At 64.1% G+C, this 25762-nt stretch carries 23 protein-coding genes; 11 read left to right on the top strand and 12 right to left on the bottom strand.

Features of this window, described 5'->3' with window-relative positions; all coding sequences use genetic code 11:
• Positions 1–438: 438 nt before the first annotated feature.
• From FHX33_RS20260 to FHX33_RS22305, 7 genes are all read right to left on the bottom strand, one after another.
• Positions 439–3177, bottom strand: coding sequence for an AAA family ATPase (locus FHX33_RS20260; RefSeq protein WP_183428910.1), 2739 nt, complete (start codon positions 3175–3177; stop codon positions 439–441).
• 306 nt (positions 3178–3483) lie between these two features.
• The gene (locus FHX33_RS20255) at positions 3484–4350 is read right to left on the bottom strand and encodes an ArdC-like ssDNA-binding domain-containing protein (protein WP_183428909.1); all 867 of its coding nucleotides are present in this window, start codon (positions 4348–4350) and stop codon (positions 3484–3486) included.
• Between the two features lie 281 nt (positions 4351–4631).
• Positions 4632–5342, bottom strand: coding sequence for a DUF4396 domain-containing protein (locus FHX33_RS20250; RefSeq protein WP_021763096.1), 711 nt, complete (start codon positions 5340–5342; stop codon positions 4632–4634).
• A 145-nt stretch (positions 5343–5487) separates the two neighbouring features.
• Positions 5488–6075 carry a DUF305 domain-containing protein gene (locus FHX33_RS20245; RefSeq protein ID WP_021763097.1) on the bottom strand — a complete coding sequence of 196 codons (588 nt, stop codon included), beginning with the start codon at positions 6073–6075 and terminating at the stop codon, positions 5488–5490.
• A gap of 91 nt (positions 6076–6166) precedes the next feature.
• Entirely contained in the window at positions 6167–6631 is a 465-nt protein-coding gene (locus tag FHX33_RS20240) for a DUF6153 family protein (protein WP_155829023.1), read from the bottom strand.
• Positions 6632–6715: 84 nt separating this feature from the next.
• Entirely contained in the window at positions 6716–7378 is a 663-nt protein-coding gene (locus FHX33_RS20235; protein WP_155829024.1) for a hypothetical protein, read from the bottom strand.
• Positions 7379–7569: 191 nt separating this feature from the next.
• Positions 7570–7920, bottom strand: a complete 351-nt coding sequence (locus FHX33_RS22305; RefSeq protein WP_374222285.1) for a DUF6153 family protein — start codon at positions 7918–7920, stop codon at positions 7570–7572.
• Positions 7921–8144: 224 nt separating this feature from the next.
• Between FHX33_RS22305 and FHX33_RS20225 the strand changes: the two genes are divergently transcribed.
• Positions 8145–8396 carry an SHOCT domain-containing protein gene (locus tag FHX33_RS20225; protein WP_248616253.1) on the top strand — a complete coding sequence of 84 codons (252 nt, stop codon included), beginning with the start codon at positions 8145–8147 and terminating at the stop codon, positions 8394–8396.
• Between the two features lie 17 nt (positions 8397–8413).
• Here the strand turns inward: FHX33_RS20225 and FHX33_RS20220 are convergent, their stop codons facing one another.
• From FHX33_RS20220 to FHX33_RS20200, 5 genes are all read right to left on the bottom strand, one after another.
• On the bottom strand, positions 8414–8731 hold the full coding sequence (locus FHX33_RS20220) for a metal-sensitive transcriptional regulator (RefSeq protein WP_021763103.1): 318 nt from the start codon (positions 8729–8731) through the stop codon (positions 8414–8416).
• A gap of 17 nt (positions 8732–8748) precedes the next feature.
• On the bottom strand, positions 8749–10866 hold the full coding sequence (locus FHX33_RS20215; RefSeq protein ID WP_081703971.1) for a heavy metal translocating P-type ATPase: 2118 nt from the start codon (positions 10864–10866) through the stop codon (positions 8749–8751).
• Between the two features lie 144 nt (positions 10867–11010).
• Positions 11011–11262: a YHS domain-containing protein gene (locus tag FHX33_RS20210; protein ID WP_420870892.1), complete on the bottom strand. Its 252-nt coding sequence runs from the start codon at positions 11260–11262 to the stop codon at positions 11011–11013.
• A 23-nt stretch (positions 11263–11285) separates the two neighbouring features.
• On the bottom strand, positions 11286–13583 hold the full coding sequence (locus tag FHX33_RS20205; protein WP_021763106.1) for a heavy metal translocating P-type ATPase: 2298 nt from the start codon (positions 13581–13583) through the stop codon (positions 11286–11288).
• 40 nt (positions 13584–13623) lie between these two features.
• Positions 13624–13833 (bottom strand): heavy-metal-associated domain-containing protein, encoded by a 210-nt coding sequence (locus FHX33_RS20200; RefSeq protein ID WP_021763107.1) that lies wholly within the window; start codon positions 13831–13833, stop codon positions 13624–13626.
• 2144 nt (positions 13834–15977) lie between these two features.
• Here FHX33_RS20200 and FHX33_RS20195 point away from each other — a divergent pair.
• The 10 genes from FHX33_RS20195 to FHX33_RS20150 all read left to right on the top strand — a co-directional run bounded on the left by FHX33_RS20195 (position 15978) and on the right by FHX33_RS20150 (position 24724).
• Positions 15978–16640: a M23 family metallopeptidase gene (locus tag FHX33_RS20195; protein WP_169730334.1), complete on the top strand. Its 663-nt coding sequence runs from the start codon at positions 15978–15980 to the stop codon at positions 16638–16640.
• Positions 16641–16747: 107 nt separating this feature from the next.
• Positions 16748–17560, top strand: coding sequence for a F510_1955 family glycosylhydrolase (locus FHX33_RS20190; protein ID WP_021763109.1), 813 nt, complete (start codon positions 16748–16750; stop codon positions 17558–17560).
• A 62-nt stretch (positions 17561–17622) separates the two neighbouring features.
• Entirely contained in the window at positions 17623–18834 is a 1212-nt protein-coding gene (locus tag FHX33_RS20185; protein WP_183428907.1) for a peptidoglycan DD-metalloendopeptidase family protein, read from the top strand.
• A complete protein-coding gene (locus FHX33_RS20180; RefSeq protein WP_338042928.1) occupies positions 18827–19459 on the top strand; it encodes a TlpA family protein disulfide reductase in 633 nt (210 codons plus the stop codon). Before FHX33_RS20185 ends, FHX33_RS20180 begins: the two co-directional genes overlap by 8 nt.
• Positions 19460–19515: 56 nt before the next feature.
• A complete protein-coding gene (gene lgt, locus FHX33_RS20175; protein ID WP_021763113.1) occupies positions 19516–20484 on the top strand; it encodes a prolipoprotein diacylglyceryl transferase in 969 nt (322 codons plus the stop codon).
• Entirely contained in the window at positions 20477–22174 is a 1698-nt protein-coding gene (gene resB, locus FHX33_RS20170; protein ID WP_021763114.1) for a cytochrome c biogenesis protein ResB, read from the top strand. Before lgt ends, resB begins: the two co-directional genes overlap by 8 nt.
• Positions 22171–23169 (top strand): c-type cytochrome biogenesis protein CcsB, encoded by a 999-nt coding sequence (ccsB, locus tag FHX33_RS20165; RefSeq protein WP_021763115.1) that lies wholly within the window; start codon positions 22171–22173, stop codon positions 23167–23169. The genes resB and ccsB overlap by 4 nt, the downstream gene beginning before the upstream one ends.
• Positions 23170–23215: 46 nt before the next feature.
• Positions 23216–23494 carry a hypothetical protein gene (locus FHX33_RS20160; protein ID WP_051336973.1) on the top strand — a complete coding sequence of 93 codons (279 nt, stop codon included), beginning with the start codon at positions 23216–23218 and terminating at the stop codon, positions 23492–23494.
• A 46-nt stretch (positions 23495–23540) separates the two neighbouring features.
• Positions 23541–24284: a cytochrome c biogenesis CcdA family protein gene (locus FHX33_RS20155; RefSeq protein ID WP_039922287.1), complete on the top strand. Its 744-nt coding sequence runs from the start codon at positions 23541–23543 to the stop codon at positions 24282–24284.
• Positions 24285–24319: 35 nt separating this feature from the next.
• On the top strand, positions 24320–24724 hold the full coding sequence (locus FHX33_RS20150) for a DUF3566 domain-containing protein (protein WP_021763118.1): 405 nt from the start codon (positions 24320–24322) through the stop codon (positions 24722–24724).
• The last annotated feature ends 1038 nt before the right edge of the window (positions 24725–25762 follow it).

The following is a 25762-nucleotide window of genomic DNA, read 5'->3' as shown; positions in this document are numbered from 1 at the left end:
CGAGGTTGACTGATGCACACTTGGGAGATGGCAGTAGAGTCGCCTGCTCCAATCCCTTCTGGTGTGTCACGTGAAGGCGCCGTCAAACTGTGCCGTGAATGGATGGTGTATCTCGGCGCGGCCGACACCGTCATCGCGTCTCCGGACGTTCGCTCGACGTGTGATCTCTACAGCCATAGGTTCGTCGCGTGGGTCGATCATCATCGCGGAAACTTGGAGCCTGAGTTTGTCGAGCGTGCGGCAAGAATCTCCTCGGCGGACGGACGTCGCCCCCTCATCTTCGCCCGGGGAGGTGTACTTCCGGACGCCCAACGGCGAGCCGATGCTCTCGAAGTTGCCCTCTTTTGTTACGTGGCGATCGACGGTTCCCTTGAGGGCGCAAATATGCTCGGCTACCAGCTCCGCGCTGGCGGTTTGAGTTAGCGGGCTGCGCAATCGTCAACGCTGAATTGACGCCGCGCGTCCGCGTTGGTCCGGGGAAGACTGGGCCGGACCGGTCGCCGACGGATGAAGCGTCGCAGCGCGGCGGAACTCCTGACTCGCTGCAGAACGCGACTTCTCGAGTGTCTCCTCGATCGGCTGTCGCTGCATCATCTCCACTAGCTCGGAGTGGGCAGCTGATGGCGTGGGAGCCACGAGGACGATGTCATTGCGTTGGCGTCCGCGAGTCAGCCCTACATACAGGCCCGCCGCGTCAACTCCCGGACCGACCAGCGACCTGTCCGTCGTTTCGCCCTGCACGCCGTAGACGGTCGATGCATAGCCCAAGTGCACGTGGTCGGCAGCGTAAGACGTACTGATTCTCCGAACGTCTGACGAGTCTTCTGCGGCCGCAAGAACGACGTAGCCGTCATCAGTGATCTTTTTCACCGTCCAGGACTGGCGATTATCGACGCCGGTCGTCGAGTCGTTGCGCCGCGTCTGAACGATGTCACCGATTCCGATGACCTGTCCTGCTTGTCCGATGAACTTTCGTCTTGTCGAAACCTGACCGGCTGCGAGTCGACGGGCTTGGATTGCCTCGCTGATGGTTTGCGATTCGGCATGAGTCGCCGTGATGAGCGCGATCGTTTCCCCAACCCCATTGGCCTGAAACCACGCATCGACCATCGCAAGACCCGCACCGGCATCGTTGTCCGTTAGTACGACATGTCCCTTCTCAATCAGTTCATTGGCGATCGCGTGCATGTCTTCAGAGCTGTCCGGCTCCCGGAGTCTCAAGCTCAGCTGTGCCCACTCAGGATCACGGAAGCGATGGATGGTGGTGAGTTCTACGCGACGTGGCGACCGTCTCCAGAACAGTGCCATTGCGCCGGAATGTCCGACCGGAAGGGCTTGGCGTTGATCACCAACCAAGGCGACCCCTGCTCCAGTTCGCCCGATAACGTCGAGAAGCGCGTTGGCAGCCTCGAGCTCGAGCATCCCTGCTTCGTCGACAACGATCCTGTCACCCGCACTAACTTCGCGGACAGGGCCTCGATAGGTGACCCCAGAATCCGCATCTACGTCCCCCGGACTCAACTTGATCCAGTCGACGCTGCCCGCTTCGTTTACCCTCCAGCGCCACCCGTAGTCGTGAAGGAGTTGGTGAAGGGAGGACGACGAGCTGTTCGCCTCTCTGCCCGCAACAGACGACGCCTTCTTTGTTGGCGCGACGATGATCATCTTTCGACCGCTCTGCCGGAGCGCAGCGCCCGCGACCTTTAGCATGGTCGTCTTGCCGGCCCCAGCCGCGCCGCTAACGCAAACGATTCCGGCGGTTCCCGCAAGCGATGACGCACCCGCAAGCTGATCGCTGTTAAGCTCTCGGTCAGGTTCGATGAGAGCGGCGATTGCGACGATTTCGTTTGGCGCTCGGTCATCTCCGTTGTAGGAGAGCCGGTCGATTCTGAGGGCGACCGTGGTCTTCAAGGCTGCTGTCGATGTCGCCATTCGGTGCTTGACGTGATGCGGAATCTCCGCAGCGTCGATCAGAGTAACGGTGTGTGATCGTTCAGCGAGCTTGATGACCTTGTCGACGATGATTTCGAGTTCCGCCCGGCTGGCTCGCACCCCAGTACCCGCGAGTGCGCGGATCGCTCCGGCCCGGATGTCCATATCGCTGAACCGTCCACCCGTTCCAGTCGATCGGGCATCCGCATCCACGACCGTCTTCGCAGCAAGCAGGTCGATATCGAGATCATCGAGTACCGCTGATCGTGCCACGAGCTCGCTTCGAGGTTGGCGCAGTTTCGGATCGGCTCGCAGGAGCTCGGCCATGACGATGGACGCCCAATCCTCCTCGTTCAACTGCCTCGGCTTGTTCGGACGACCAGCCGCCCATGCCCACTGATCGATTTGGGCTAGCACCGCGAACGAAGGCTCATCACCCGGGTGCTCCTGTTTCCACTGAAGGAGATGCGCCGCCTTGTTCGATTCGATCTGAGCGGAGCGCTTCGACAGCGGCCGCACAAGATGCTGTAGCTCCGCGATCTCCCCGTCCGAGTTCAAGGTGAAGCCCTTGGCAGCCAGCGCGGCGATCCAGGCGGGGTCGGTCCGGGCGGCCAGGTCGCCTTCGGCATTCACGACATTCTGGAACCGCAGTGCCACACGGGTGTCGACGTTGGACCACTTCCCGTCGAGGCCCTGGACCTTGACGTTCAGCCACAAGTGACGGTGCTTGTGCGGGTCCAGCGAGCGGGACCGTTCGTGCTGCAGCTCGACTACTTCGATGCGGGCGAGGTCTTCTCGGATGGCGCCCTGCTTGCCGCGGCGGGCATTGAGCTCGGCCTGCCATAGCTTGATAATCCGGTCCCGCAACCGGTCCTGCAGATCCTCGTACGCCGCCGCCACCTCCGGATCCAACATTGCGGCGATCGAGAAGGACTTTGGGGCGTTGATCGTCGCATCCAGAATCAGATCCGCAACCGGCGACTCCAGGTCCCGGCCTCGGCGTTCACCGGTGAGCGGGTCCACGCCGTCGACCCAATCCTTCAGCTGGGAGCGGGTGAGCAGGTCATCGCGGATGGCGCCGTTCTCGACGATATAGCGGGTCATCACGGCGTCCGCGTAACCGGCCGCCGCGACAGCGCCCTCAGTGGTCTTGGCCGTCAGGGTGGCGTCGCAGACGCCTCCGAAGGCGTAGTGAACCGCCTGCTTGACCCCTTGGGCCGCCTGCCCGCGCTTCCAGCGCGCCACTCCACCTCTCACACTTAGAACTTCCGGTTGCGCGCGCTTTTTGGCGCGCACGGCGCGCGCACACTCGAAGAGTGCCTACGTGCATTCGCTCTTTCGCTTTGTCCTTTCGTCGTGTGTTCGTTTCCTCCCTCGTCGTTCCTTCTCTTGGCTTTCTCTCCTTCTGTCCGTTCGCTCTCTCTCTTTCCTGTTCTCCGGTTTCTGTTTTTCGCTTCGGTTGTCACGTGTGTCGACCCATAGGCCGCAACCGTCGCCGCGCGCGAAAGAACCCCAGCCACGCGGGTCGGGGTTCCTCTCCTGGCTGATCAGCTATTCGCGGTTCTCAAGGATTTCCGCGATCGTGTGGGCGGCCTGCAGTACTCGCTTTGCTGTCTCTCGGATGACGGTGACGTCTTCTTCTGCCCAGCCGGCGATGTAGCCGATGCTGTACGCGCTGGTATCGAAGCCGGCCAGACCGGCGACGATATAGGCGACGGATTCGGCTTCCACCTCCAACCTCCCGCGATGAGTGCGGTACTCGTCGAGGTCATCGATGTGGTGCAGTTCGATGTGAGCTGTCTCGTGGAGGAGGGTCTTGGCGGACTGCTCGGTCGCGAGGTTTTCCGCCAGGCTAACCTTCTTCGTTTCAGGGTCGGTGTGACCATTCGCGCGCGTCAGGAGTACCAGGTGGACGCTCCATCCGTGTGTCTCTAGGTGAGCCGTCAGCGGGCGGATCACGCCGTGGTCGTCGTCGCCGGTCAGTCGTCGGGTGGGGTCTTCCGGCAGTGGGTCCGCTCCTTCGATCGGATCTGTCTGCGTGATGTCGAACACCGAGAGGGTGGGGAAGTACCGCACTGTGTGCTCTTCGGCCGGGGTCTCGGAACCGGATTCAGTCGTGCTCTCGGTCTTCTTCTCGCGGAACCCGAAGATCTTGATCGACTTCTCGCCCTTGCGGACCTGACGCCCCTTCGCTTGCCACTGTCGGAAGCCCGCGACCATCGTCGCTTCGGGCTTTTGGGCGAGAATCAGCAGGAGGTTGTTGAGGCTGTAGTTGTGGAAGGAGCGGGCGAACTCCAGGAATGCCCGCCATTGGCCGCTTTCGGCGAGTCGCTGGACCTGCTCCACGATTGACGCGTGCAGTGCCTCCGCTTCTGCATGGCGTTCCTGCGGATTCCGGGTGATGACCTTACCGCTCATGATTCCCTACCTCCCTCATCGTTCTTTGGCCGATTTCGGCGCTGTGCGCCGTCGCGCGGTCGGCCCGGAGGGCGGGGGTTCCGGCATCCCCATCACACAAGAGTCTGGGATCGCAGGTGCGGAGCACCTTCCCCAGCCAAAGGCAGAAGTCAGGTTGACGGGTTCATCGGCCGCAGGGTCGAGCGTGCGTAAGCTCTAGGAGCGAAATCAGCGAACCGGCCCGCGTCCGGTTCAGGTTCCGTTGGGGTTAGACACGTACGGCGAGGCGCCGATGGTCGACGTCACATCCGTTCTTTGATCCCGACGTGGATGAGTAGCCAGTTGACTGGGTATGCGGTAGAGAATCCGAGCAGCATCGCCCATTGCATCGCGAACCAGAACTCGGGCGAGTTCACAGGGGCGCGGCCGCCGAACAGTGCCGGGAAGAGCAGGAGTTGGATCAGCGCCATCGCCCCGTACATTCCGATCTGCCATGACGTGATGGAGGCGGCGTCCGCTTTGAGAGCTTCGATCAGGCCTTGGTGTAGGTTCAGCCCACGCATGGGGGCGATGGCGAAGTATTGGAAGATGATTCCGAGGCCGAAGGCGAGGATGAAGTCGAGGATCCAGACGGCGAACATCTTATCTTTGAAGAGCCACCCCCACCCGAAGACGACGGCGACCGCGGGAATCAGGAAGGCCACCCATTCTGCGACGAGGTCGCCGAGAGCGCAGCCGGCCCCGCAGTGGTTTGTTCCGGTCGCGACCGCGACAGGCATCGGCGTCTTCTCGTCGTTCTGAGAGCGAGTGCGGCCCCAACGGAGGTAGCCTCCGAACCAGAGGAGACCGCCGAACAGCATGGAGGCGGGCCAGACCACGTTCATCACGGCCATCTTCTGGGGCCGCCGGATGACGTCGATTGTCACGATCAGAGCGCACGCGACGCCGACGCTGATCGAGGTCCACGCAAGAACGTTCAGCCAACTGGGGAAGGATCCAAGGGCGGGGGTCACAATCCACCGTTACCCGGAACGAAGCGCCGAGTGTAGCCGGTTGACTCCGCAGCTGTCTCTGTCCAGTGCAGCCAGAAGGCGAAGGGGCGGGTGCCGCCGTTAGGGGGGTGGGGGAGTGACGGCACCCGCCGTCAGTGGGACGGTTTCAGAGGCTGCTGAGCATGCTCTTCATCGTGGCGATCTCGGCGGTCTGATCGGTGGCGATCTTCTTTGCCAGAGCCACGGCATCCGTGTTCTTTCCCGTCTTGATTTCCTCGTTCGCCATCTCGATGGCTCCCTGGTGATGCGTGATCATCTGGGTGAGGAACAGCTTTCCGGCTTCCGCTCCGGAGGCGTCCTTCAGTTCGCTCATGTCGGATTCGGACATCATGCCGCCCATGTCGTGGGACATTCCGGTGGACGCATTCCAGGTCTTCAACCAGCCGTTCATTGTGTCGATCTCCGGCTGCTGAGCATCCTTGATCTTCTGCGCGAGCTCGGTGACCTTTGGATTCACGTCGCTCTTGTTGAGGACCATGTCGGACATCTCGATGGCTTGCTGGTGATGCATGACCATGTTCTGCGCGAACGACACGTCGGCGTCGTTATGCTCACTGGTCGCGCGGCTCGTGGAGGAGCTGCCCATACCCATGTCCATGTCGGAGTGACCGGCTGTCGGAGTGCCCGAGCAGCCGGTGAGGATGAGCGCGGTGGCCAAGGCGCCGGAGGCGAGCGCCATCGTCTTGAACTTCATGCGTAATGCTTCTCTCTTGCTCGATTGACTGTTCGTGTGGGCCCACCGGATGGCAGGCCGGACTGTCCGGTGCGTGCCGGAACGGTACGAATCAGGTTCGGCTGATCGAGAGGACGAGAAGCGATGGAGGTGATGGCGGCGCCGGGGCGGCTGGGTGCGCGGCCGGGAGAGCGGCGACGAGTCGATGCAGGTCGTTGCCGCGCCGAGTAACGATCACCCGCAGGGTAAGGATCAGTGTGAGGACAAGCAGGGCGAGCAGGCACACCATGTCCGCCATGTTGTGGCCTGACCCGCAGGTCCCGTTGCAGTCCTCACCCGCGTGAGCGAGACCGCTGGATGAAGCAGGCACCATAGCGGCCGTGTCCGCTGCGGCCGGAGCCGACATGACGCCGTCGTGGTGTGCCAGCGCGTCGACGTGGTGCGCGCTGTGGTCGCCGACGACCGCGGTCAGGGTGTGCATGGCGAGCAGTCCGACAACGATTCCGGTCACCGCCAGAAGGAGAACGACCAGGCGTTGCAGCGCGGTCAGTCGCTGCAGGCGGAAGCTCTTGCTCACCACGACACCTCCCCGCGTTCCCCGGACGCGACCAGGATAACGTGCTGCCGCGAAACGAACCTGTACACCCGAGTCGCCGTCCGACTAACCTGCTGCTGCCCAGTCGAACGGGGCGGGCGCAGTTGCCTTCCGTCCGTGGCTGGTGACGACGATATCGATGTCTTGGCGGTCCGCCAGACGGAGGGCTGGGAGCGGCGTATCGCTTCGCTTCCCGTCGACGAAGAGGGTGACGCGGCGGTCGTCTGCTCCGTCCACGTACGGTCCGATCGTGTGCGCCTTGAGGCGGACGCCCCATTCCGTGAAGAGTTGACCCAGGGTGAAGGGCCGTTGGGTGGCCGACTCCACGTGGATGATCCCCGACGTGTCGTGTGTGTGCAGGGCGGACATCGTTCCCTGGAGTGGATCCACGCCGAGGTTGGCTGGAACCGTGACCGCGCTTCCATCGATGGTTATGGACAGATGCTGGTGGATGTGAAGCACGTCGCCTTCCATTGTTGCGACCTCCAGTCCGGCTTGTTTCGCCCGGCTCTCCGGGTCTGCCGGCGCCGCCCAGGGTGGTGCGCTTGCTGTGGCGCGTGGAGCGGTTGTCGTTCCTGATGCGACCGCTGCCACGGTGATGCCGGTCCCGATCGCGAGCACGGCAACGGCTGCGCCGGTTGTCGTCCAGATCAGTCGTCGCTTACGCCTCTTTCGTTCGGCGGCCGCGCGCTCGGATGCTTTGATTCTTGCTGATTCTCGATGATTCATGGTCGTTGTCCTGTGCGGTTCGAAGTGCGGGCTGAGATGTTCTCAAGGGGCAGAGGCGTCGTTTGACGTTGGCGCGCGTCCTGGGCGCAAGATGACGACGTCTGGACAGTCGCTGCCCCCTGCGGGGCCATTACCGACGGCCGTGATCCGGTCCGGATGGTTCGCCGACGTGATGGACGGCGTCGCCTGACTCAGGTTCGACTGATGGAGAGAACGTGCAAGGACGGCCCACCTCGAGGTGGGGAAGCCGTAGTTGCCTGGAATACCGCGACCGGTGGGGGGCCCTGAACAGCTTCGCTTCTGCTGATTCCGAGGGTCGCCAACGGACCAGGCACGGTGGTCGTCAGCAAGGCGAGCATGCACAGCGTGTCGCTCATGCTCTTCCCTGTACCGCTCATCCCGTCGCACGTGCCGGTTGTCGCGGTCCCATCGCTGCGGGATATCAAGGTCGCGGCGTGGGCCGACGGCATTCCGGACGTGGTGCTCATGGCCGGCGCAGTCTGAGCGGCTTGTGCCGCGGAGGTGGGGGCTACGGCGTGCATGGCGAGCAGGCCGACCAGTATGCCGATCACGCCGAGCAGGAGAACGATGCTCCGACGTGGTCCGCTCAGTCGTGGCACACGCAAGCTATTGCTGACCACGACACCTCCTGCGTCTTCTATCGGATGCCCGATCAGGGTAGCGCGTCCGGCTGAATGGGACTAAAGCCCCGGCTCGCAGGACCAGGAGCAGCGCATACTGAGCGTGATCACTGGAGGAGGCAGACGTGTACGGGTGGATGATGGGCGGCATGGGGGCGTGGTGGATCATTTGGCTGATCGTGCCGTTGCTGATCATCGCGGTTGTGATCGTGTTGGTGGTCACTCTCAACCGGCGTGGTCCGTCCGCCGGAAGTGGTGCGGTTCAGCAGGGGCGTCCGTCGCCTCGGGAGATTCTCGATGAACGGTACGCCCGTGGCGAGATCGACCACGACGAGTACGCCAGGCGTCGGGACGAGTTGGGTCGTTCTGGAAGCTGAGCCGACGGCTCGTCATCTTATGAACGCACGAGTCGCGCGATAGCGTCACTGGCTTCCTGGAGCTTGGCCTGCCCTTCCTCCCCGCCTATCAGCACGGCGTCGGCGACGCAGTGTTTGAGGTGGTCATCGACCAGGCCGAGTGCCACGCTCTTCAGCGCGGAAGTGAGCGCCGAGATCTGGGTGAGGATGTCGATGCAGTACTGCTCTTCGTCGACCATCCGGGCGATCCCGCGGGCTTGTCCCTCGATGCGGCTCATGCGCCGTATGTATCCGGCTTTGTCGGTGATGTAGCCGTGCTGGTGTTCGTGCTCGGTGGTGGCGGTGGACTCGTTCATGATGGCTCCAGGGGAGGTCAGCTTCGGGATGCGGGTGTCGGCGTCGCCGGTTGGGTGCGGGATCGGTCGAGGGCAACGCGGGCGCTGGTCGCTGGCCGCAGGTCCAGCCGGCGCAGAAGTTGGGCGTTGAGGGCGACGACGATCGTGGACAGGGACATGAGGATCGCGCCGACCGACATGGGGAGGACGAAGCCGATGGGTGCGAGGACGCCGGCTGCGAGTGGTACGGAGATGAGGTTGTACCCGGCTGCCCACCACAGGTTCTGCTTCATCTTGCGGTAGCTGGCCCGGGAGAGCTCGATCACGGACAGCACGGAACGTGGGTCGTCGCTGGCGAGGATGACCCCGGCGGAGGCGATCGCGACGTCGGTTCCGGCGCCGATTGCGATGCCGACGTCGGCCTGGGCGAGAGCGGGGGCGTCGTTGACGCCGTCACCGACCATGGCCACCTTGCGGCCCTCGGTCTGGAGCTCCTTGACCTTGGCGGACTTGTCTTCCGGCCGTACCCCGGCGAAGTACCGGTCGATGCCGAGCTCGTTGGCGACCGATCTGGCGACGGCGTCGGCATCGCCGGTGATCATCACGACCTGCACGTTCTGGGCGTGCAGGGCATCGACCGCCTGCCGCGACTCCTCGCGGATCTCGTCGGCCAGCTTGAGCGCACCAGCCACCTTTCCGTCGACCAGGATGTGCAGGATGATCGCGCCGTCCTCTCGCCAGGAGTCGGCGATCCGGAGTTCGTCCACTCCAGCTTCGTGCAGCAGGTTCGGACCGCCGACCTGGACGTGGTGGCCGTCGACCGTCGCCGACACTCCCACCGCGGGAGAGGATTCGAAGCCCGTCGCCGGAACGACCGTCACATTGTGAGCGGCGGCGGCGTTGACGATGGCCCGCGCCAGCGGATGCTCGGAGTCCGCCTCGGCCGCGGCGGCCAGAGCCAACAGGCGATCGGAGCTGGTGCCGTCGGTGGTCTCGATGGCGGTGACGGTCGGCTCGCCCTTGGTGAGCGTGCCGGTCTTGTCGAACAGCACTGTGTCGATGGTGCGCATGCTCTCCAGGGCGAGACGATCCTTGATCAGCACTCCGCCGCGGGCGGCGCGCTCGGTCGAGATGGCGACGACCAGCGGGATGGCCAGACCGAGTGCGTGTGGGCAGGCGATGACCAGAACCGTGATGGTGCGCACGACGGCCTCATCCGGCAGACCGAGCATGGTCCAGACGACCGCGGTGATGACCGCCGCGCCGAGGGCGAACCAGAACAGCCACCCGGCCGCTGTGTCGGCGATCCGCTGGGCGCGGGACGAGGAGTTCTGGGCGTCGCTGACCAGGCGTTGGATACCGGCGAGAGCGGTGTCGTCGCCGACAGCGGTGATCTGAACGCGCAGACCGGAGTCGGTCGCGACAGTGCCCGCGACGACGGCGTCGCCGACGTCGCGGCGGACGGTGCGGGATTCGCCGGTGATCATCGACTCGTCCATGCTCGCCGACCCGGCGACGAGGCGCCCGTCGGCGGGGATACGGCCGCCGGGGCGGACGACGACGACATCGCCGACCTCGAGGTCGGCCGGAGCGACCTGTACGGTGCCATCACCCTCGACGCGTTCGGCCTCGTCGGGCAGCAGCGCTGCCAGCGAGTCGAGGGCGGAGGTGGTCTGGGCCAGCGACCGCATCTCGATCCAGTGGCCCAGCAGCATGATCACGATGAGGAGCGCGAGCTCCCACCAGAAGTCGAGTTCGTGGTCCAGGATCCCCAGACTCGCGCCCCAAGACGCCAGGAACGCGACCGTGATCGCCAACGCGATCAGCAGCATCATGCCGGGCTTGAGCGCTCGCAGTTCGCTGACGGCGCCGGTGAGGAACGGACGACCACCCCACACGTACATGACCGTGCCAAGGACCGGCGATATCCACGCCACCCAGGCGGCGTCCGACAGCGGGTACCCCAGGATCATGGCGAACATCGAGGAGAAACCGACGACGGGGACGGCGATGATGAGCATGATCCAGAACAACCGACGGAACTGGGCGACATGGTCACCGTGTCCCGCGTGCCCGGCCATCCCGCCGTGTCCCGCGTGCCCAGCCATGTCATGCCCGCTGTGCCCGGCCATGTCGTGTCCGGTGTGCTCGCCCATATCGTGGTTCTCGTGGTTTTCGGCGGTCTCCGTCGAGGTGGTGTGGGCGCGGTGGTCGCGCCCGTCGTGCTCGGTGTGGTCGTTCAATGTGTAGCCCTTCACCTGGGTGATGTGCTGGTGTCCGCCGGTACCGCGCGGTGGCGGTTATGCGGTGATGTATGCCGTGGGGTCGGCGTCGAAACGCGGTGCGCAGCCGGCACAGCAGAACCAGTACCGCTCGCCGTTGTAGTCGCGGTAGAGGCCTTGTGCCTCTGCCTTCGCCTTGCTGACGGTGCTGCCCTTCATCACGACGCACTCGGTGAGATCGTCGGCGCCTGTCCCGCCGAGGAGGTTGGTGCTTCCGGTCGGCATGGTGGCGGCGTGGTGGTGGTTGGTGTTGCAGCAGCTGTCGCTCATGGAGCGCTCCTTCTCGTGAGTGGTCATGCGGTTTCGAGGACGGACGCCGGTATGCCGGTGTCCGTTGGGGTCGTGGAGTTCTTGGAGCGGAAGCCGCGTAGGCGGAGGCTGTTGCTCACCACGAACACGCTGGAGAACGCCATGGCCGCTCCGGCGATCATCGGGTTGAGCAGCCCGAACGCCGCCAGTGGAATCGCTGCGACGTTGTAGGCGAATGCCCAGAACAGGTTGGTCTTGATGGTGCCCAGAGTGCTCCGGGCCAGCCGGACGGCGTCCGCGGCGGCTCGGAGGTCACCCCGGACCAAGGTGATGTCTGCTGCTTCGATAGCGACGTCGGTGCCGGTTCCCATTGCCAGTCCCAGGTCGGCGGTTGCCAGGGCGGCGGCGTCGTTGACGCCGTCGCCGACCATCGCAACGGTCTTGCCTTCGGCCTGCAGTCGGCGCACGGTGTCGGCCTTGTCCTGGGGGAGCACCTCGGCGATGACGGTGTCGATGCCCACGGCGTGGGCGACCTCGCGAGCGACGGTCGCGTTGTCTCCGGTGAGGAGGATGGGGGTGAGCCCGAGCTGTTTGAACGCGTCCACGGCTTCTCGGCTGGTCGGCTTGATCGCGTCCGCCACGACGAGCAGTCCTCGCGCTTTCCCGTCCCAGGCCACGCAGACCACGGTCTGCCCGGCGGCTTCAGCGGTGTTCTTGGCCGTTGCGAGGCTGTCGTTGAGAACGATGGACCAGTCCTTTAGCAGCGACTGTCGGCCCACGAGCGTCAGGTGGCCGTCGACGATGCCCTGTACGCCGCGACCTTCGATGTTCACGAAGGATTCCGGGTTGGGGAGGGTTCCGCTGCGGTCGGCGGCCGCGGCCGCGATGGCCCGGGCGATCGGATGCTCGGACGCGGCTTCAACGGCGCCGGCCATCCGGAGCAGCACCGACTCGTCGACGTCGGGCGCGGTGATGACCTGGACCAACGTCATCTTCCCAGCTGTGACCGTACCGGTCTTGTCCAGGACGATGGTGTCGACGGTCCGGGTGGACTCGAGTACTTCGGGTCCTTTGATCAGAATGCCGAGCTGCGCTCCACGTCCGGTTCCGACCAGGAGTGCCGTCGGGGTGGCCAGTCCAAGAGCGCAGGGGCACGCGATGATCAGCACCGCCACGGCGGCAGTGAACGCTGCAGCCGCCGGGTGACCGGTGACCAACCAAGCGACCAGGGTGAGCGCGGCGATGCCCAGGACGATCGGGACGAAGACGCCGGAGATGCGGTCGGCGAGACGCTGCACCTCCGCTTTCCCGGATTGGGCGTCCTCGACGAGCTTGGCCATCTGCGCCAGCTGGGTGTCGCTGCCGACGCGGGTGGCGCGCACCAGGAGGCGGCCGCCGGAGTTCACGGTGGCGCCGGCGACGGCGTCGCCCGCCGTGACCTCGACGGGCACGGATTCGCCGGTCAGCAGTGACATGTCGATCGCGCTGGAACCGTCGACCACGATCCCATCGGTGGCGATCTTCTCGCCGGGCCGGACCACGAACTCGTCACCGGTCCGCAGCGTCTCGATCGGGATGCGCGCCTCCAGGCCGTCGCGGATGACCGCTACATCCTTGGCGCCGAGTTCAAGGAGCGCCCGCAGGGCCGCGCCGGCCTGCCGCTTCGATCGCTTCTCGAAATAGCGTCCGGCGAGCACGAAGGTGGTGACTCCGGCGGCGACCTCGAGGTAGATGTTGCCCGCGCCGTCCGAGGCGGCCACCGTGAAGCTGAACCCGTGAGTCATCCCCGGCATCCCCGCCGTTCCGAAGAACAGGGCGTACAGCGACCACGCGAACGCGGCCAGGGTCCCGATCGACACCAGGGTGTCCATAGTGGCCGCTCCGTGGCGGGCGTTGATGAACGCGGCCTTGTGGAACGGCCACGCACCCCACACCACCACCGGCGCCGCCAGTGTGAGTGACAGCCACTGCCAGTAGGTGAACTGCAGTGCTGGGATCATCGCCAGTGCGATGACCGGAATGGACAGTGCGACGCTGCCGATCAGGCGGTTCCGCAGTCCCAGGAGTTCCGGGTCGGCGTCTTTCGTGTCGGTCTCGGGGTCCTCGGCTGGGAGAGCGGCGGTGTAACCCGTCTTCTCCACCTCGGCGATCACGGTGGACACATCCATGCCCTCCGGCATGGACACTCGCGCCTTTTCGGTCGCATAGTTCACCGTTGCGGTGACGCCGTCCAGCCGGTTCAACTTCTTCTCGATCCGCATAGCGCACGACGCGCAGGTCATCCCACCGACCTCGAGCTCGAGGGTGGCGCCGCTTGCGGCGGGCGAGGGAGATGCTGTCATGTCGTGGTGCTCCTCAGATTGGAACGGCCGTGCGGGTTTCCTACTTGCGGACGGCGGCGTAGCCGGCCTCGTCGACCGCGGCGAGTACGGCGGCGTCATCCACGCCGGTTCCGGTGGTGACGTGCAGAATGCCGTCGGTTGCGGACACCTTCACGTTGTCGACGCCGGCGACCTGGGCCACCTCGGTGGACACTGCCCGCTCGCAGTGCTCGCACGTCATTCCGGTCACCTGGTAGTCGATCGTTTCCATCAGTCCTCCATGATTGCTGGGATACCCTCGGAGGGTATCGAGGTCTGACAACATGATACCCCTGGATGGTATTCCCAAACCCGGGATGCCGGTTCGTGGTAGCGGGCTCCTTTCGTGGTGCCAGCTCTTTGCTCGGTTCCTTGCAAGCCCTGCCGCGAGTTCTCGATGCCCCTTGTAGTCCGAATCCTTACTTGCTTGGCGGTGTGGCATAGGCAACCTCATGTTCGAGCAATACGCAGCGCTTTGGAAGGCCGGCCAAGCAATCGCCGCCTGCCAGCCGACCTCGTCACGGCATCCGGGTTACTCCTCGCAATCTCCGTCCTTGGCCCCCGCCGTTGTGGGTCATCGGCCGACAGCCGCCGCGTGCATCGTAGCCACTGGGATCACCAGTTCCAGCAGCTTCGCGAATCCCGCCGATATCGTCGGCCTGACCACCGTGCGAGCGTTTGCCTTTGTGTCGGAGCCGCAGACTGTGCCGCGCTTGAGCACGCCCGCGGTCCCGCGGTCCGCTCCTCTCGACCTCGTCGATCCGCCTCATGGGTCTCAGTCTCATGCGACGGAACAGCGCTCGAACCGTCTGACCACGGTGGACGCGTTCTCGTCTCGACGGGAGAGACACGCGTTCGAAGGCCACTGAATGGAGGTGGAACTTCCCACGAGCGGACGTAGACGAGCCGTCCGCACCGAATCCTCCCCCGTCCACCCGAAGCCCGCGGAAGGTCGTTTTGTTACTGGATTTGGTGTGGACAATCGCGTGCTGCAGGCAATGAAGTCGCATTAGTGAACTTCAATACCGTCGGTCTGAGTGACATCAATCGAAGGTGCACCGGCCGGATCGAATGTTCCTGTAGTGCGTCCTCGCATTACGCCAACGGCGGAGGTCATGCAGTGGACTTCTATCTCCCGAATGGTCGTCCGCTCACCGGTGGAGATCCAGGGTCGCTGAAACTCATTCGCGCGCTAGACCCTCTGGCGCCGACGGATACAGATTTGAGACAGATCGGCTGCCGGGCGAGCGTGGCTGTCACCAACTTCCTGCCGTTCAACGACACCTGGGATCGCCTCCACATCGATTTTCGGCAGCGCAAGGAACCACGCTCAAGCTCTCCACCTGGCCTGCAAATGCAGACAGATCATCCGGTCTGCTGCTCCGACCCAGCACAGCTCGCTATGATGCGGGTTGCCCCTACCCGTCAACCCAGGACTGAAACATGACGCTCACGCGACTTGACCCGAAACGGGGCGTTGCTGCGCGTCGGCGTCGGGTATTGCTCGCGCTGCTTTCCTTGTTGGCGTTGGCGGTCGGGATGTTTGTGATGACATCCATGAACTCGACTCACCCGCATGAGGTCGTCGCAGCTTCGGCTGGCAGCCATTCCAGTGCCCGCTCCGTTGCAACTCACCCACACGGTGAGGCGCCCGCTGTTCCGGTTTCTCGATCCGCAAGTGCGCTGTTGAGCCTTCAGGGCTCTCCTGGACCGCAGTGCGACACGGTCTGCGAGCTGAGTTGTGCGATCGCGGGCGCTGCGTGCGTTCTGATCGTGATTGCGGTTGCCGTCTCGCTTTTCGCGATAAGCAGAGGGCTCGCGCTTGTTGACCTTGAGCATCGAATCGTGGCTGTCCCCATGTCGTCGATTACGACTGTGCGAGCGCATGGTCCGTCGTTAGTCGCACTCTCGGTAAGCCGCACCTAGACCGGCACCTCTGGACCCCACGGCGAAACGCCGACCTGACTAGCAAAGCACTAGCGGTTGGCTGGCCTGGGCTTTTGCGCTCCACTGCTGTGACGTGATCGACGCTTCTCTTCGGATGGTCTCCGTCACACACCCTCCCCAGTTAATCGGCGACGAATGTGGCCTCCGGTCGGCATGTCTCGTCGTCACCCTTCCGAGCCGACCTACGGGTCTTCTCACGCCAAAACGTCGGAGCCTTTCGCCACGATGCCCGCACACTCTCGCCATCGACAAAGCGCGAACGCGCTTCCCGCGACCGCGCTTCCCGCGACCGCCTACCAGCACGAGTCACGCCGCGCCCGACGCGCCGCCAAGCGGCGTCGACCGGTCACCCGTCCCGCGGCAAACACTCGGCAACGACGTACCCGCAAACGATGGGCGCCGATTGCTGCGCTGGCGCTAGCCGGAACCTTGTTCGGAACCTACGCCCTCCCGGCCTATGCGATCGTGCCCGGCGAACGGCAACAGATCGCAACGGCACGACCGGGAGAGCTGCAGACGGTAACAGTCGCCGCTACCGACCCGGCAGCCGTCACACGCGAAGAAGTTGCTGTGACCGCGCCGCCGCCGCCGCCGAAACCGAAACCAAAAGCCACCGTCACTACCCCGAACACCTTCCTGCGGACAGCGAACACGTTCACAAACGACCCCGCCTCCCCGATCCAGTGGCCATTCGATGTCGGCGTGCCCATCAGCGACGGATTCGGCTACCGAGTCGCGCCCTGCTCTGGTTGCTCCTCCTATCACGAGGGCATCGATATGAATCCGGGCGCCGGAACCCCGATCCAGGCGATAGCGGACGGCGTCGTCCGCGAGGTGGGCAATCCGTCCGGAAGCCTGGGCGTGTACGCCATCATCGACCACCAAATCGAGGGACAAACCGTCAGCAGCCTCTACGCCCACATGGCCTACGGTTCGCTCGCGCTCAGTGTGGGACAAACCGTCAAGGTCCGACAACTGGTCGGCCTGGTCGGCAGCACAGGGGCCAGCACCGGCGCCCATCTGCATCTCGGCATTTCCGTCAACGGAACCCCGGTCGACCCCTATGCGTGGCTTACGCAGAAAGTGAAATAAGCATGCCATCGCGCACCCGTCGGCACACCTCGGCCCTCATCGTCAGCACCGTCGCGGTCACTGTCCTGCTCAGCGGTTGCAGCGCCGCAACACCGGCGGCTCCGAGAATGAACGAGCTCGGACACGTGCATGGCCTGGATGCCACGCACGGTCGCATCTTTGCCGCGACCCACCAGGGGGTGTGGGCAATCGACGCGGCGAAACTAGGAGATGGTTTCGCCACCGAAACCACCGCCCGGGTCGGCGTTAGTAGCCAGGACACAATGGGGTTCACGATCGCCCGTTCTGGCGTCATGTTCGCATCCGGGCACCCCGACCCCGGCAACAACCCGCAGCAGTTACCCGCGAACCTGGGTCTAGTCCAAAGCCTCGACGCCGCACAAACCTGGAAGACCGTTTCCCTTTCTGGCCACACCGACTTCCACGACCTCGTTACCGCCACAACAAGCGATGCCCGGGTACGGATCTACGGCTACGACGCGGGCCAACAACGCGTCCGGATCAGCGATGATGGCGGTCACACCTGGCACGATGGCGCGACCCTCTCGTTGCGGAAGCTCGCGGTCAACCCAAACGCACCGGACACGCTCCTTGCCACAACCCAGGCCGGCGTGCAGATCAGCCGGGACGCTGGCATGACCTTCTCTGCCTTGCCCGGCGGACCGCTCCTGTACTTGGTCGCCCCGGTGGATGCCGCAGCGGGAGCATTCATCGGCGTCGACGTCAACAAGAAGATCTGGGCAACCACAGACGACGGTTCCACCTGGGCGCAGAAGGGAACGTTCGACTCTCTGCCCGAATCGCTGACAACAGTGCAGGGCACCTCCAAACTCTGGATCCTCGGTGCCGATGCCCGCGGAATCGTCGCGACCGCCGATCACGGCGCCACCTGGGTCACCCTGATCGAAGGCGCCCCATGAACGCAACACGGGGCTCGACGAAGAGCACGCGTCGAGTCCGACCAATTCGAGTGCGGTGGCCAGTGGCTGTGCTGATCCTGACCGTTCTACTCAGCAGCCAGCTGATGGCAGCAGGCCCGGCACGAGGCGCCGACTATCCGTCCTGGGCGGAGGTTGAAGCTGCACGCTCAAGCGAGAGTGCGAAAGCAACCGAAATCAATCGGATCACCAACCTTCTGCGCACACTGGAAGACAACGTCCGCACCGCCCAGGCGGCAGCAGCCGACCGTGGCAGCGACTACGAGACGGCGCAAGTACGACTCGATCTAGCAAATTACCGCGCACAAACGCTGCGTGCTTCGGCCAATGCGGAGCAGGCGAGCGCGAACGCATCCCAGGCACGCGCCGGCCAACTTGTCGCCCAACTTGCACGTTTCGGCAACGGCGACCCGACCGCGCTGCTTCTGCTGAACGGGCAACGAGCGGAGACGCTGCTGTTCCGACTCGGCACCATGAGCCAACTCACGCAACGCTCCAATCGGGCCTTAGCCGCCGCCACCACCAGTGCAAACACCGTCCGATCACTTACCCGCCAGGCCGATGCCGCCCAAGCCGCTCTGGCGAATCTTAGCCGCGCTGCCGAAAAGGCACTGCAGGACGCCGTCGCTGCCAGCCGTACTGCAGCGAACCAGCTGGCTGAACAGCAACAGACACAAGGAACCCTGCAAGCCCAACTGGCAGTGCTCGTCGAGAACCGCAAGACGACCGAAGCCGACTACCGCAAAGGGGAAGAGGCCCGACGTCAGCAAGAAGCGGCCGCCGCAGCTGCCGCGGCTGCGGCTGCACCGGTTCCGTCGGGGGGCGGCGGGCAACTCGGTGGACAAGGTTGGGCGAAACCGGTGTCTGGATGGATCAGCGACCGGTTCGGACCGCGCCCGGACAAACCGGTCGCCAGCTCGAGCGCATTCCACTACGGCACAGATCTTGCCGCCGGTTGCGGCACCGCGATCTTCGCCGCCGCCTCCGGACGCGTCGTCTACGCAGGCTGGCTTGGAACCTACGGCAACTGGATTCTCCTGGACCACGGCACCGGGGTGATGACCGGGTATGCGCACATCCGCGAGGGCGGAGTCCTGGTCAATATTGGCCAAACCATCCAAGCCGGTCAGAACATCGCCCAGGTCGGAACGACGGGCGGCTCCTCCGGGTGCCACCTGCACTTTGAAGTCCGTGTCAACGCTAACCGGATCGACCCGCAACCATTTATGAGCGCGAGAGGAATCACCCTTGGCTAACCGCATCATGCGAACCATCAGGCTGCGTACCGCCCTCACCTCGGTGGCCGCAGCTGTCATGCTCGTCGTCACGCTGGCCGGGTGCAGCAGCAACAACGACGCCCTCGCTCAGCAGTACAAAGACGGATCCGGCAAGAACTATGTCGCCGGCGACGGCACCATCACCGAAATCAAACCCCAGAATCGTGCGGTACCCGTCCCATTCACGGGAAAGCTCGAAGACGGCAAACCGACCACTTCAGCGATGTACGCCGGGAAAGTTCTGGTCCTCAATTTCTGGTACGCCGGATGCGCGCCCTGCCGGGCGGAGGCGCCCGCACTCGAAAAGACGTACCAAAAATTCGCTGGACAGGGTGTCGAATTCCTTGGCGTCAACGTCAGGGACCAAGTCGACACCGCCCGCGCTTTCGCCCGCACCTATGGAGTGACCTACCCCAGCGTGCTCGACGCCTCGGACGGTGCCATGCAACTGGCGTTCAGCGGGATTGTCGCCCCCAACGCGGTCCCCACCACACTCGTCGTCGACAAGGACGGACGCGTCGCCGCTCGCATCCTTGGCCAACTGCCGGACGCGTCCGTGCTCAGCGCACTAATCAGCACCGTTCTGACAGAACAGGGACCGTGACACCTTCCGCGACGTTAGGAGCCCCCACCCGCACACCCCTCACCGAAAGCCCTTTCATGAACCGCCACCTCAGCATTCCCAGCCCCGATCCCGTGCTCGCCCAGTTCACGCTGGGTCCGCTTACCATCCACACCTATGCGCTGTGCATTCTCGCCGGAATCGTCGCAGCCACGTTGATCACATCCAAACGACTCGCTCAGCGGGGCGCCCGCGGCCCCGTTGTTCTCGACATCATTCTCTGGGCGGTGCCGTTAGGCATCGTCGGCGCCCGGTTCTACCACGTCTTCACCCACACCGGCGACTACTTCTACCCCGGCGCGAACCTGTGGAACGTGTTCGCCATCTGGGACGGCGGAAACGCCCTCTATGGATCCCTCATCGGCGGAGCCGTCGGCGCCTACATCGGGTGCCGGCAAACCAAAATCCGGTTCTGGTCCTTCGCAGACGCGCTGGCACCGGCCCTGCTCGTCGCACAATCGCTTGGACGGTTCGGCAACTACTTCAACCACGAACTCTTCGGTCTCCCCACCACGTTGCCGTGGGGTCTGCAGATCGAAGCGAGCAATCCCAAATTCCCTGTCGGCCTCCCTGCTGGATCGCTCTTCCACCCGTTGTTCCTCTACGAGATCATCTGGAACCTCATCGGGGTCGGCATCATCCTGCTGCTGGAACGCCGCCTCAATCTGCGATGGGGGCGAGCATTCGCCGTGTACCTGATCTGGTACGGCCTGGGCCGCAGCTGGCTGGAAGCCATTCGTATCGACCCCACCAGCAACACGCTCCTCGGTATCCCCGCCAACGTGTGGGCCTCCTTCGTCCTGGTCGCGCTCGGCGCGGCGCTCTTCCTCGTGCAAACCAAACGCCACCCCGAACCCGAAGACTCGCCGTACCGTGACGGGCACCAACCCACACCCTTCGACGACCCGAACCCCGCCGTCGCCACCACCCCAGCCGTCGACGATGCTGCAGGAGCCCCCGAAGACGTACCCCGGTCGAACTCGATGCGAAAGCGGTCCGATGTCTAGGCCCTTGGACCACATCGACGTCGACGTCAGACCTCCCGACCCGGGCAAGATCACCGAACCGGCGCTCGGGTTCACCGGATGGATGCGCTGGATGTGGCGACAGCTGACCAGCATGCGCGTCGCCCTGTTCCTGCTGCTGCTGCTCGCTCTGGCCGCCGTCCCCGGATCCCTGGTCCCGCAACGCAGCTCCGACCCCAACGGTGTCGTCCAATACTTCAAAAACAACCCCGGCCTTGCCCCAATGCTGGACAGACTCCAAGCCTTCGACGCCTACACCTCGTTCTGGTTCTCCAGCATCTACCTGCTGCTGTTCATCTCCCTGATCGGCTGCGTCCTGCCGCGCACGATCCACCACCTCCGCTCCCTGCGCGCGACACCACCAAAAACGCCCGCCCGATTATCACGGATGAGCGGTTACACCACCATCGAATTGTCAAGTCGCCCGGGGGCCGCCACCTCCGCGGCCACGGCCGCCACGGCAATCACCACGGCGGCAACAATTCTCCGCAAACGCGGATACCGGGTTGCCGCCTTCACCGGCGAGCAGACCGCTCAGCGGCGCGAGCTGTCAGTCAGCGCCGAACGGGGCTACCTGCGCGAAGCAGGCAACCTGACCTTCCACATCGCCTTGATCGGGGTCCTGATCACAGTGGGGATCGGTGGCGGATTCGGTTTCAACGGCAACCGGGTGGTTGTCGAGGGTCAAAGCATGATCAACACCCTCGCCGCCTACGATTCATTCAACCCCGGCCGCTTCTTCAGCCCCGCAGAGCTGGCCCCCTACTCGCTCACCCTCAACAAGCTCGCGGTCACCTACGAAACCCAGAGCAAGCGGGCACGCGGACTCCCGACCGACTACACCGCGACCGTCACCACCCAAACCCAAGGCTCGCCAGACAAGACGCGCAGGACGATCAAAGTCAACGAACCGCTGGCGATCGGCGGCACCGACGTCTATCTGCTCGGAAATGGGTACGCGCCCCGGATCACGGTCCGCGACCCGCAAGGCCACGCCGTGTTCAGCGACTTCATCCCCTTCCTCCCACAAGACGCGAACCTCACCTCTCTCGGTGTCGTGAAAGTCCCCGACGGACTTGTCAAACAAGTCGGTTTGATCGGGTTCTTCTACCCCACGAAATCCGCCGCAAACACCGGCGCGTTCTATTCCTCATACCCGGATCTCACCAACCCCGTGCTGACCTTGAACGCATACTCCGGCGACCTTGGCATCAACACCGGGGCACCCAAATCGGTGTACGCGCTCGACACTACGAAGCTCACCCAACTCACCGGCGGCGCGACCGGTGTCCGGTCGATCGAGCTCAAACCAGGTCAGACGCAGCAACTGCCTGACGGTCTCGGCTCGATCACGCTGGAGGGCGTGTCCCGGTTCGCGTCCTTTGAAATCCATCATGACCCGGCTCAGGGGTGGGTGCTGTTCTTCGCCATCGCGGCGCTCGGTGGTCTTCTGATCTCCCTGTTCGTGCCACGCCGACGCCTGTGGGTGAAAGCGATCGTCGAAGAAAACAAACCCGTCCGTATCGAGTACGCCGGACTCGCTCGCGGCGACGACCCCCACCTGCAGGACGCAGTAGCCGACTTGGCGTCCGCCCACCAAGCAGCCTTCCGCACCACCCGTGAAGCCGATCAGGACTCACAACGAAACACCGACCCGAAGGGAACACCGTGACCGAATCACTGTCACAGATCTCCGTCATCCTGCTCATCTGCTCGATGGTCCTTTACGCGGCAGCGTTCATTGCTTTCGCAATGGACCTCGCCCGGCGCAGCGCTCACGCGACCGCCTCCGTCCCTAGCGCCGTCGCTCGGCGCGCACAAGAAGTGGCGGCCAGCAACACGCCCGGGTCGGCGCACACGACAACCCTTATCCGCGGATCCGTGGACCAGGCCGGCTCCCCGATGGCCGGGTCGGTCAGCTTGCGCACCGGCTACTCACTCACTGTTCTCGCCTTCATCGTTGAGCTCGGCGCCGACATCTTCCGTGGCATCGCCGCAGGTCGCGTGCCATGGGCAAACATGTATGAATTCTCGATGACCGGCACCTTGCTCATCGTCGGCGTCTTCCTCGTTGTCACGCTCCGGTACGACCTACGATTCCTCGGCTCCTTCGTCACCGGGCTTGTGCTGATCCTTCTGGGGATCTCCAGCATGCGCTACTACGTCGAGGTCGCACCGCTACCGCCTGCGCTGCAGTCATACTGGCTCGTCATTCACGTCATGGTCGCGATCATCGCTACCGGCTTCTTCGCGATCGGCTTCGCGCTCTCCGCCGTACAACTGCTGCAGACACGCAGAGAGACACAGATCGCCGACAGTCGACCAGCATCGCTGAGGTTCCTGGCAACCCTTCCCAGCTCCGGCACCCTGGAGAACCTGGCGTACCGGATCAACATCGTCGGTTTCATCCTCTGGACCTTCACGCTAATGGCTGGCGCGATCTGGGCAGAAAGGGCCTGGGGGCGCTACTGGGGGTGGGACACCAAGGAAGTGTGGACCTTCATCATCTGGGTCGTCTTCGCCGGCTACATCCACGCGCGCGCCACCCGCGGCTGGCGCGGATCCCGCTCGGCCTGGCTGGCGATCATCGGCTTCTCCGCCGTGATGTTCAACTTCGGCATCGTCAACGTCTTCTTCAAAGGCCTGCACTCATACAGCGGCCTCTGAAACCAACCACCCCCATCAACCACAAACAGCAACAGAAAGGCAAACCATGGCTCGCAAGAACGCAGAACCCCCTCGACGACGTTCCACTCACGAGGAAGCCAAACCAACCCCGGAGCAATTGCGTGCCCGCTACCTACGCAAACGCCGGTTCCTGCGCGTCGGCCAACTCATCATGCTGATCGGATTCCTGGTCGGCCTGCAGCATTGGCTCGCCCACCTCGGCGTCTTCGGCACACAGCCCCCCGGCTGGGTGGACCTCGCCGCCGGATACCCGATGGCCGCAGCCCTCATTCTCGCCGGTGCCATCACTGCTGGCCAGAAATGACCAGACCCCTCCCGCAACCCAGCTGGCGCCGATCGGCGGCGACCTAGTGGGCGCACAATTCGCCTCCATCATCGCCAACGGTGGATTGCTTCTGGCAATTCCGATCGCCATTTTCGCCGGCCTGGTTTCGTTCGCCTCCCCATGCGTGCTCCCGTTGGTGCCCGGGTATCTGGCCTACGTCGGAGGAGTCACCGGGTCCACGGGGCACGTCAGCAGGCGTCGAACCGCCACCGGAGTCGCGCTTTTCGTCCTCGGCTTCGCCATCGTGTTCATCGCCTACGGTGCCCTGTTCGGCGCCTTCGGATCCTGGCTAGTGCGCTGGCAAGACCTCATCACCCGTCTGCTCGGCCTTCTAGTGATCGTGATGGGCCTGGCCTTTATCGGCACCTTCTCGTTCTTCCAACGCACCCTGAAATTGCCCATCCGCCCCTCGACCGGGATCATCGGCGCACCCCTGCTCGGAATCGTCTTCGGGCTCGGCTGGACACCCTGCATGGGACCCACCCTCGCCGCCGTCCTCTCGCTCAGCCTGTCCAGCCAATCCGCCGCGCGCGGCGCCATCCTGACTGGCTTCTACTCAATCGGCCTCGGCATTCCCTTTGTCCTCCTCGCCCTCGGAATCGGTTGGGCGACGGGCGCCATCAGCTTCCTGCGCCGACACATCCGAGCCATCAACATCGCCGGCGGCACCGTCCTGATCGTGATCGGCCTCCTCATGGTCACCGGAGTCTGGACCGCGTGGATCTACAGCCTCCAAGCCCTCATCGGTGGGGTCACGCTCCCGATCTGATCAACCCGCCCGACAAATGCTCCGAAGGAGTCCCTATGAACAGACAACACAACATCGGCGAAAGCGCCGAACGCAACGACGCCCGACTTCACCTTGTCTACACGGGTGTGTGGTCGATGGCGAAGGTGTCCCTCCTAGTCGGCCTGATCATGGCCGCAGTCACCGTACTTGCCAGCGCCCTCCTCTGGACGATCCTTGACCAAATCGGCGCGTTCCAACAAATCGATTCCCTCCTTTCCGGCCCGGCGGGTGAAACCACGGCGTCCTCCGCCTCAAGCGTTGCCAAAGTAATCAACTTCGGAACCGCGCTCGTCGGGTCGGTCGCGGTAGGGCTCGTCGGTGCGCTCGCCACCATGGTGGGCGGGATGCTTATCGCTCTGCTTTACGATCTCAGTTCCAAAGCGACCGGCGGACTCTTCATCGGATTTAGACACGACTGACGCCCCAGGGCGCCGCCACGCAGCTCGGCAGGAAGGAGAAAAGTGCCAGACGATCAAAATGAGCGGCCCTGGTGGGAAACCGGAGCTGCACCTGAACCCGTGCTCCCGGCGAAGGCCCGTAGATATCGCCTCCTTATCGGCGGTGCCGTAGTCCTTGTCGCCGTTAGCGCGCTCTACCTCTTCCTCTCTATGTTTTCAATGAGAATGTGACGACACAGTGCGCTTCCGCGGACACCGCAGAACAACGGTACGTCGTGTCGATGGTCAGGTGCCATCACGGGCCTACTCGACCCCGTGGTGGTGGTGCGGTGATTGAGCTGGCAGCAAATCAACCAGGCAATCATGGGGGAGGGCCGCTCGTGTAAGACCGCCGCGTGGCTCCCGAGGTCGGGACTCGGCGTACGCAGACGATCAACCAGACCACGAGCACCGCTCCGATCGCGACAAGTGACAGGGCACAGAGGTATTGCGGCGGGGACCATTCACGAGTTTCCGTCGTTTGATATAGCGCCCGAGTTCGGTTGATGGTTCCAGTGAAGTCCTGGGAGATCGGAAGCCACACCTCAAGCTTCCCGAAAGAGGATGAAACGTCGGCGTAGACGAACCACAGGCCTGGATGTGGAAGTGAGATTCGACCGGTCGCCCGACCGGACCTGTTCACCGACCCGGCCGCCAGCGGTGCCGTAATCGTTTGGCCGGCCCGCCGGGCAACCAGCTACGTCCGACCCGCTATTGCCGCCGTGGCGCGGAAGTCGTCCACGGTAACGGCAAGTTCGCCCCACCCGTCACCCTGGACCGAAAAGGCCGCCGTTCCGAAGGACGACCCCTGCCCAGGATCATGCGCGCTAGCCGGCACCGGAGCAGCGCAAAACTCAGCCCGAGCAGGAGAACGGTCGTCGCTGTAACAGCGCGATTCCTGACGCCGACCACAAAGACAGCGCCGAGAGCCGCGCCCACCACTGCCATCGTCCACGGCAGAATCGACCCTATCTCCACACTGCTGAGCCCGATCGCAGAGAAGAGGGATTCAAGGACGAC

This window comes from Leifsonia aquatica, from assembly GCF_014190775.1.
GTDB classification, from domain to species: Bacteria; Actinomycetota; Actinomycetes; order Actinomycetales; family Microbacteriaceae; genus Leifsonia; species Leifsonia aquatica.
This window is presented reverse-complemented; position numbering and strand designations above follow the sequence as displayed.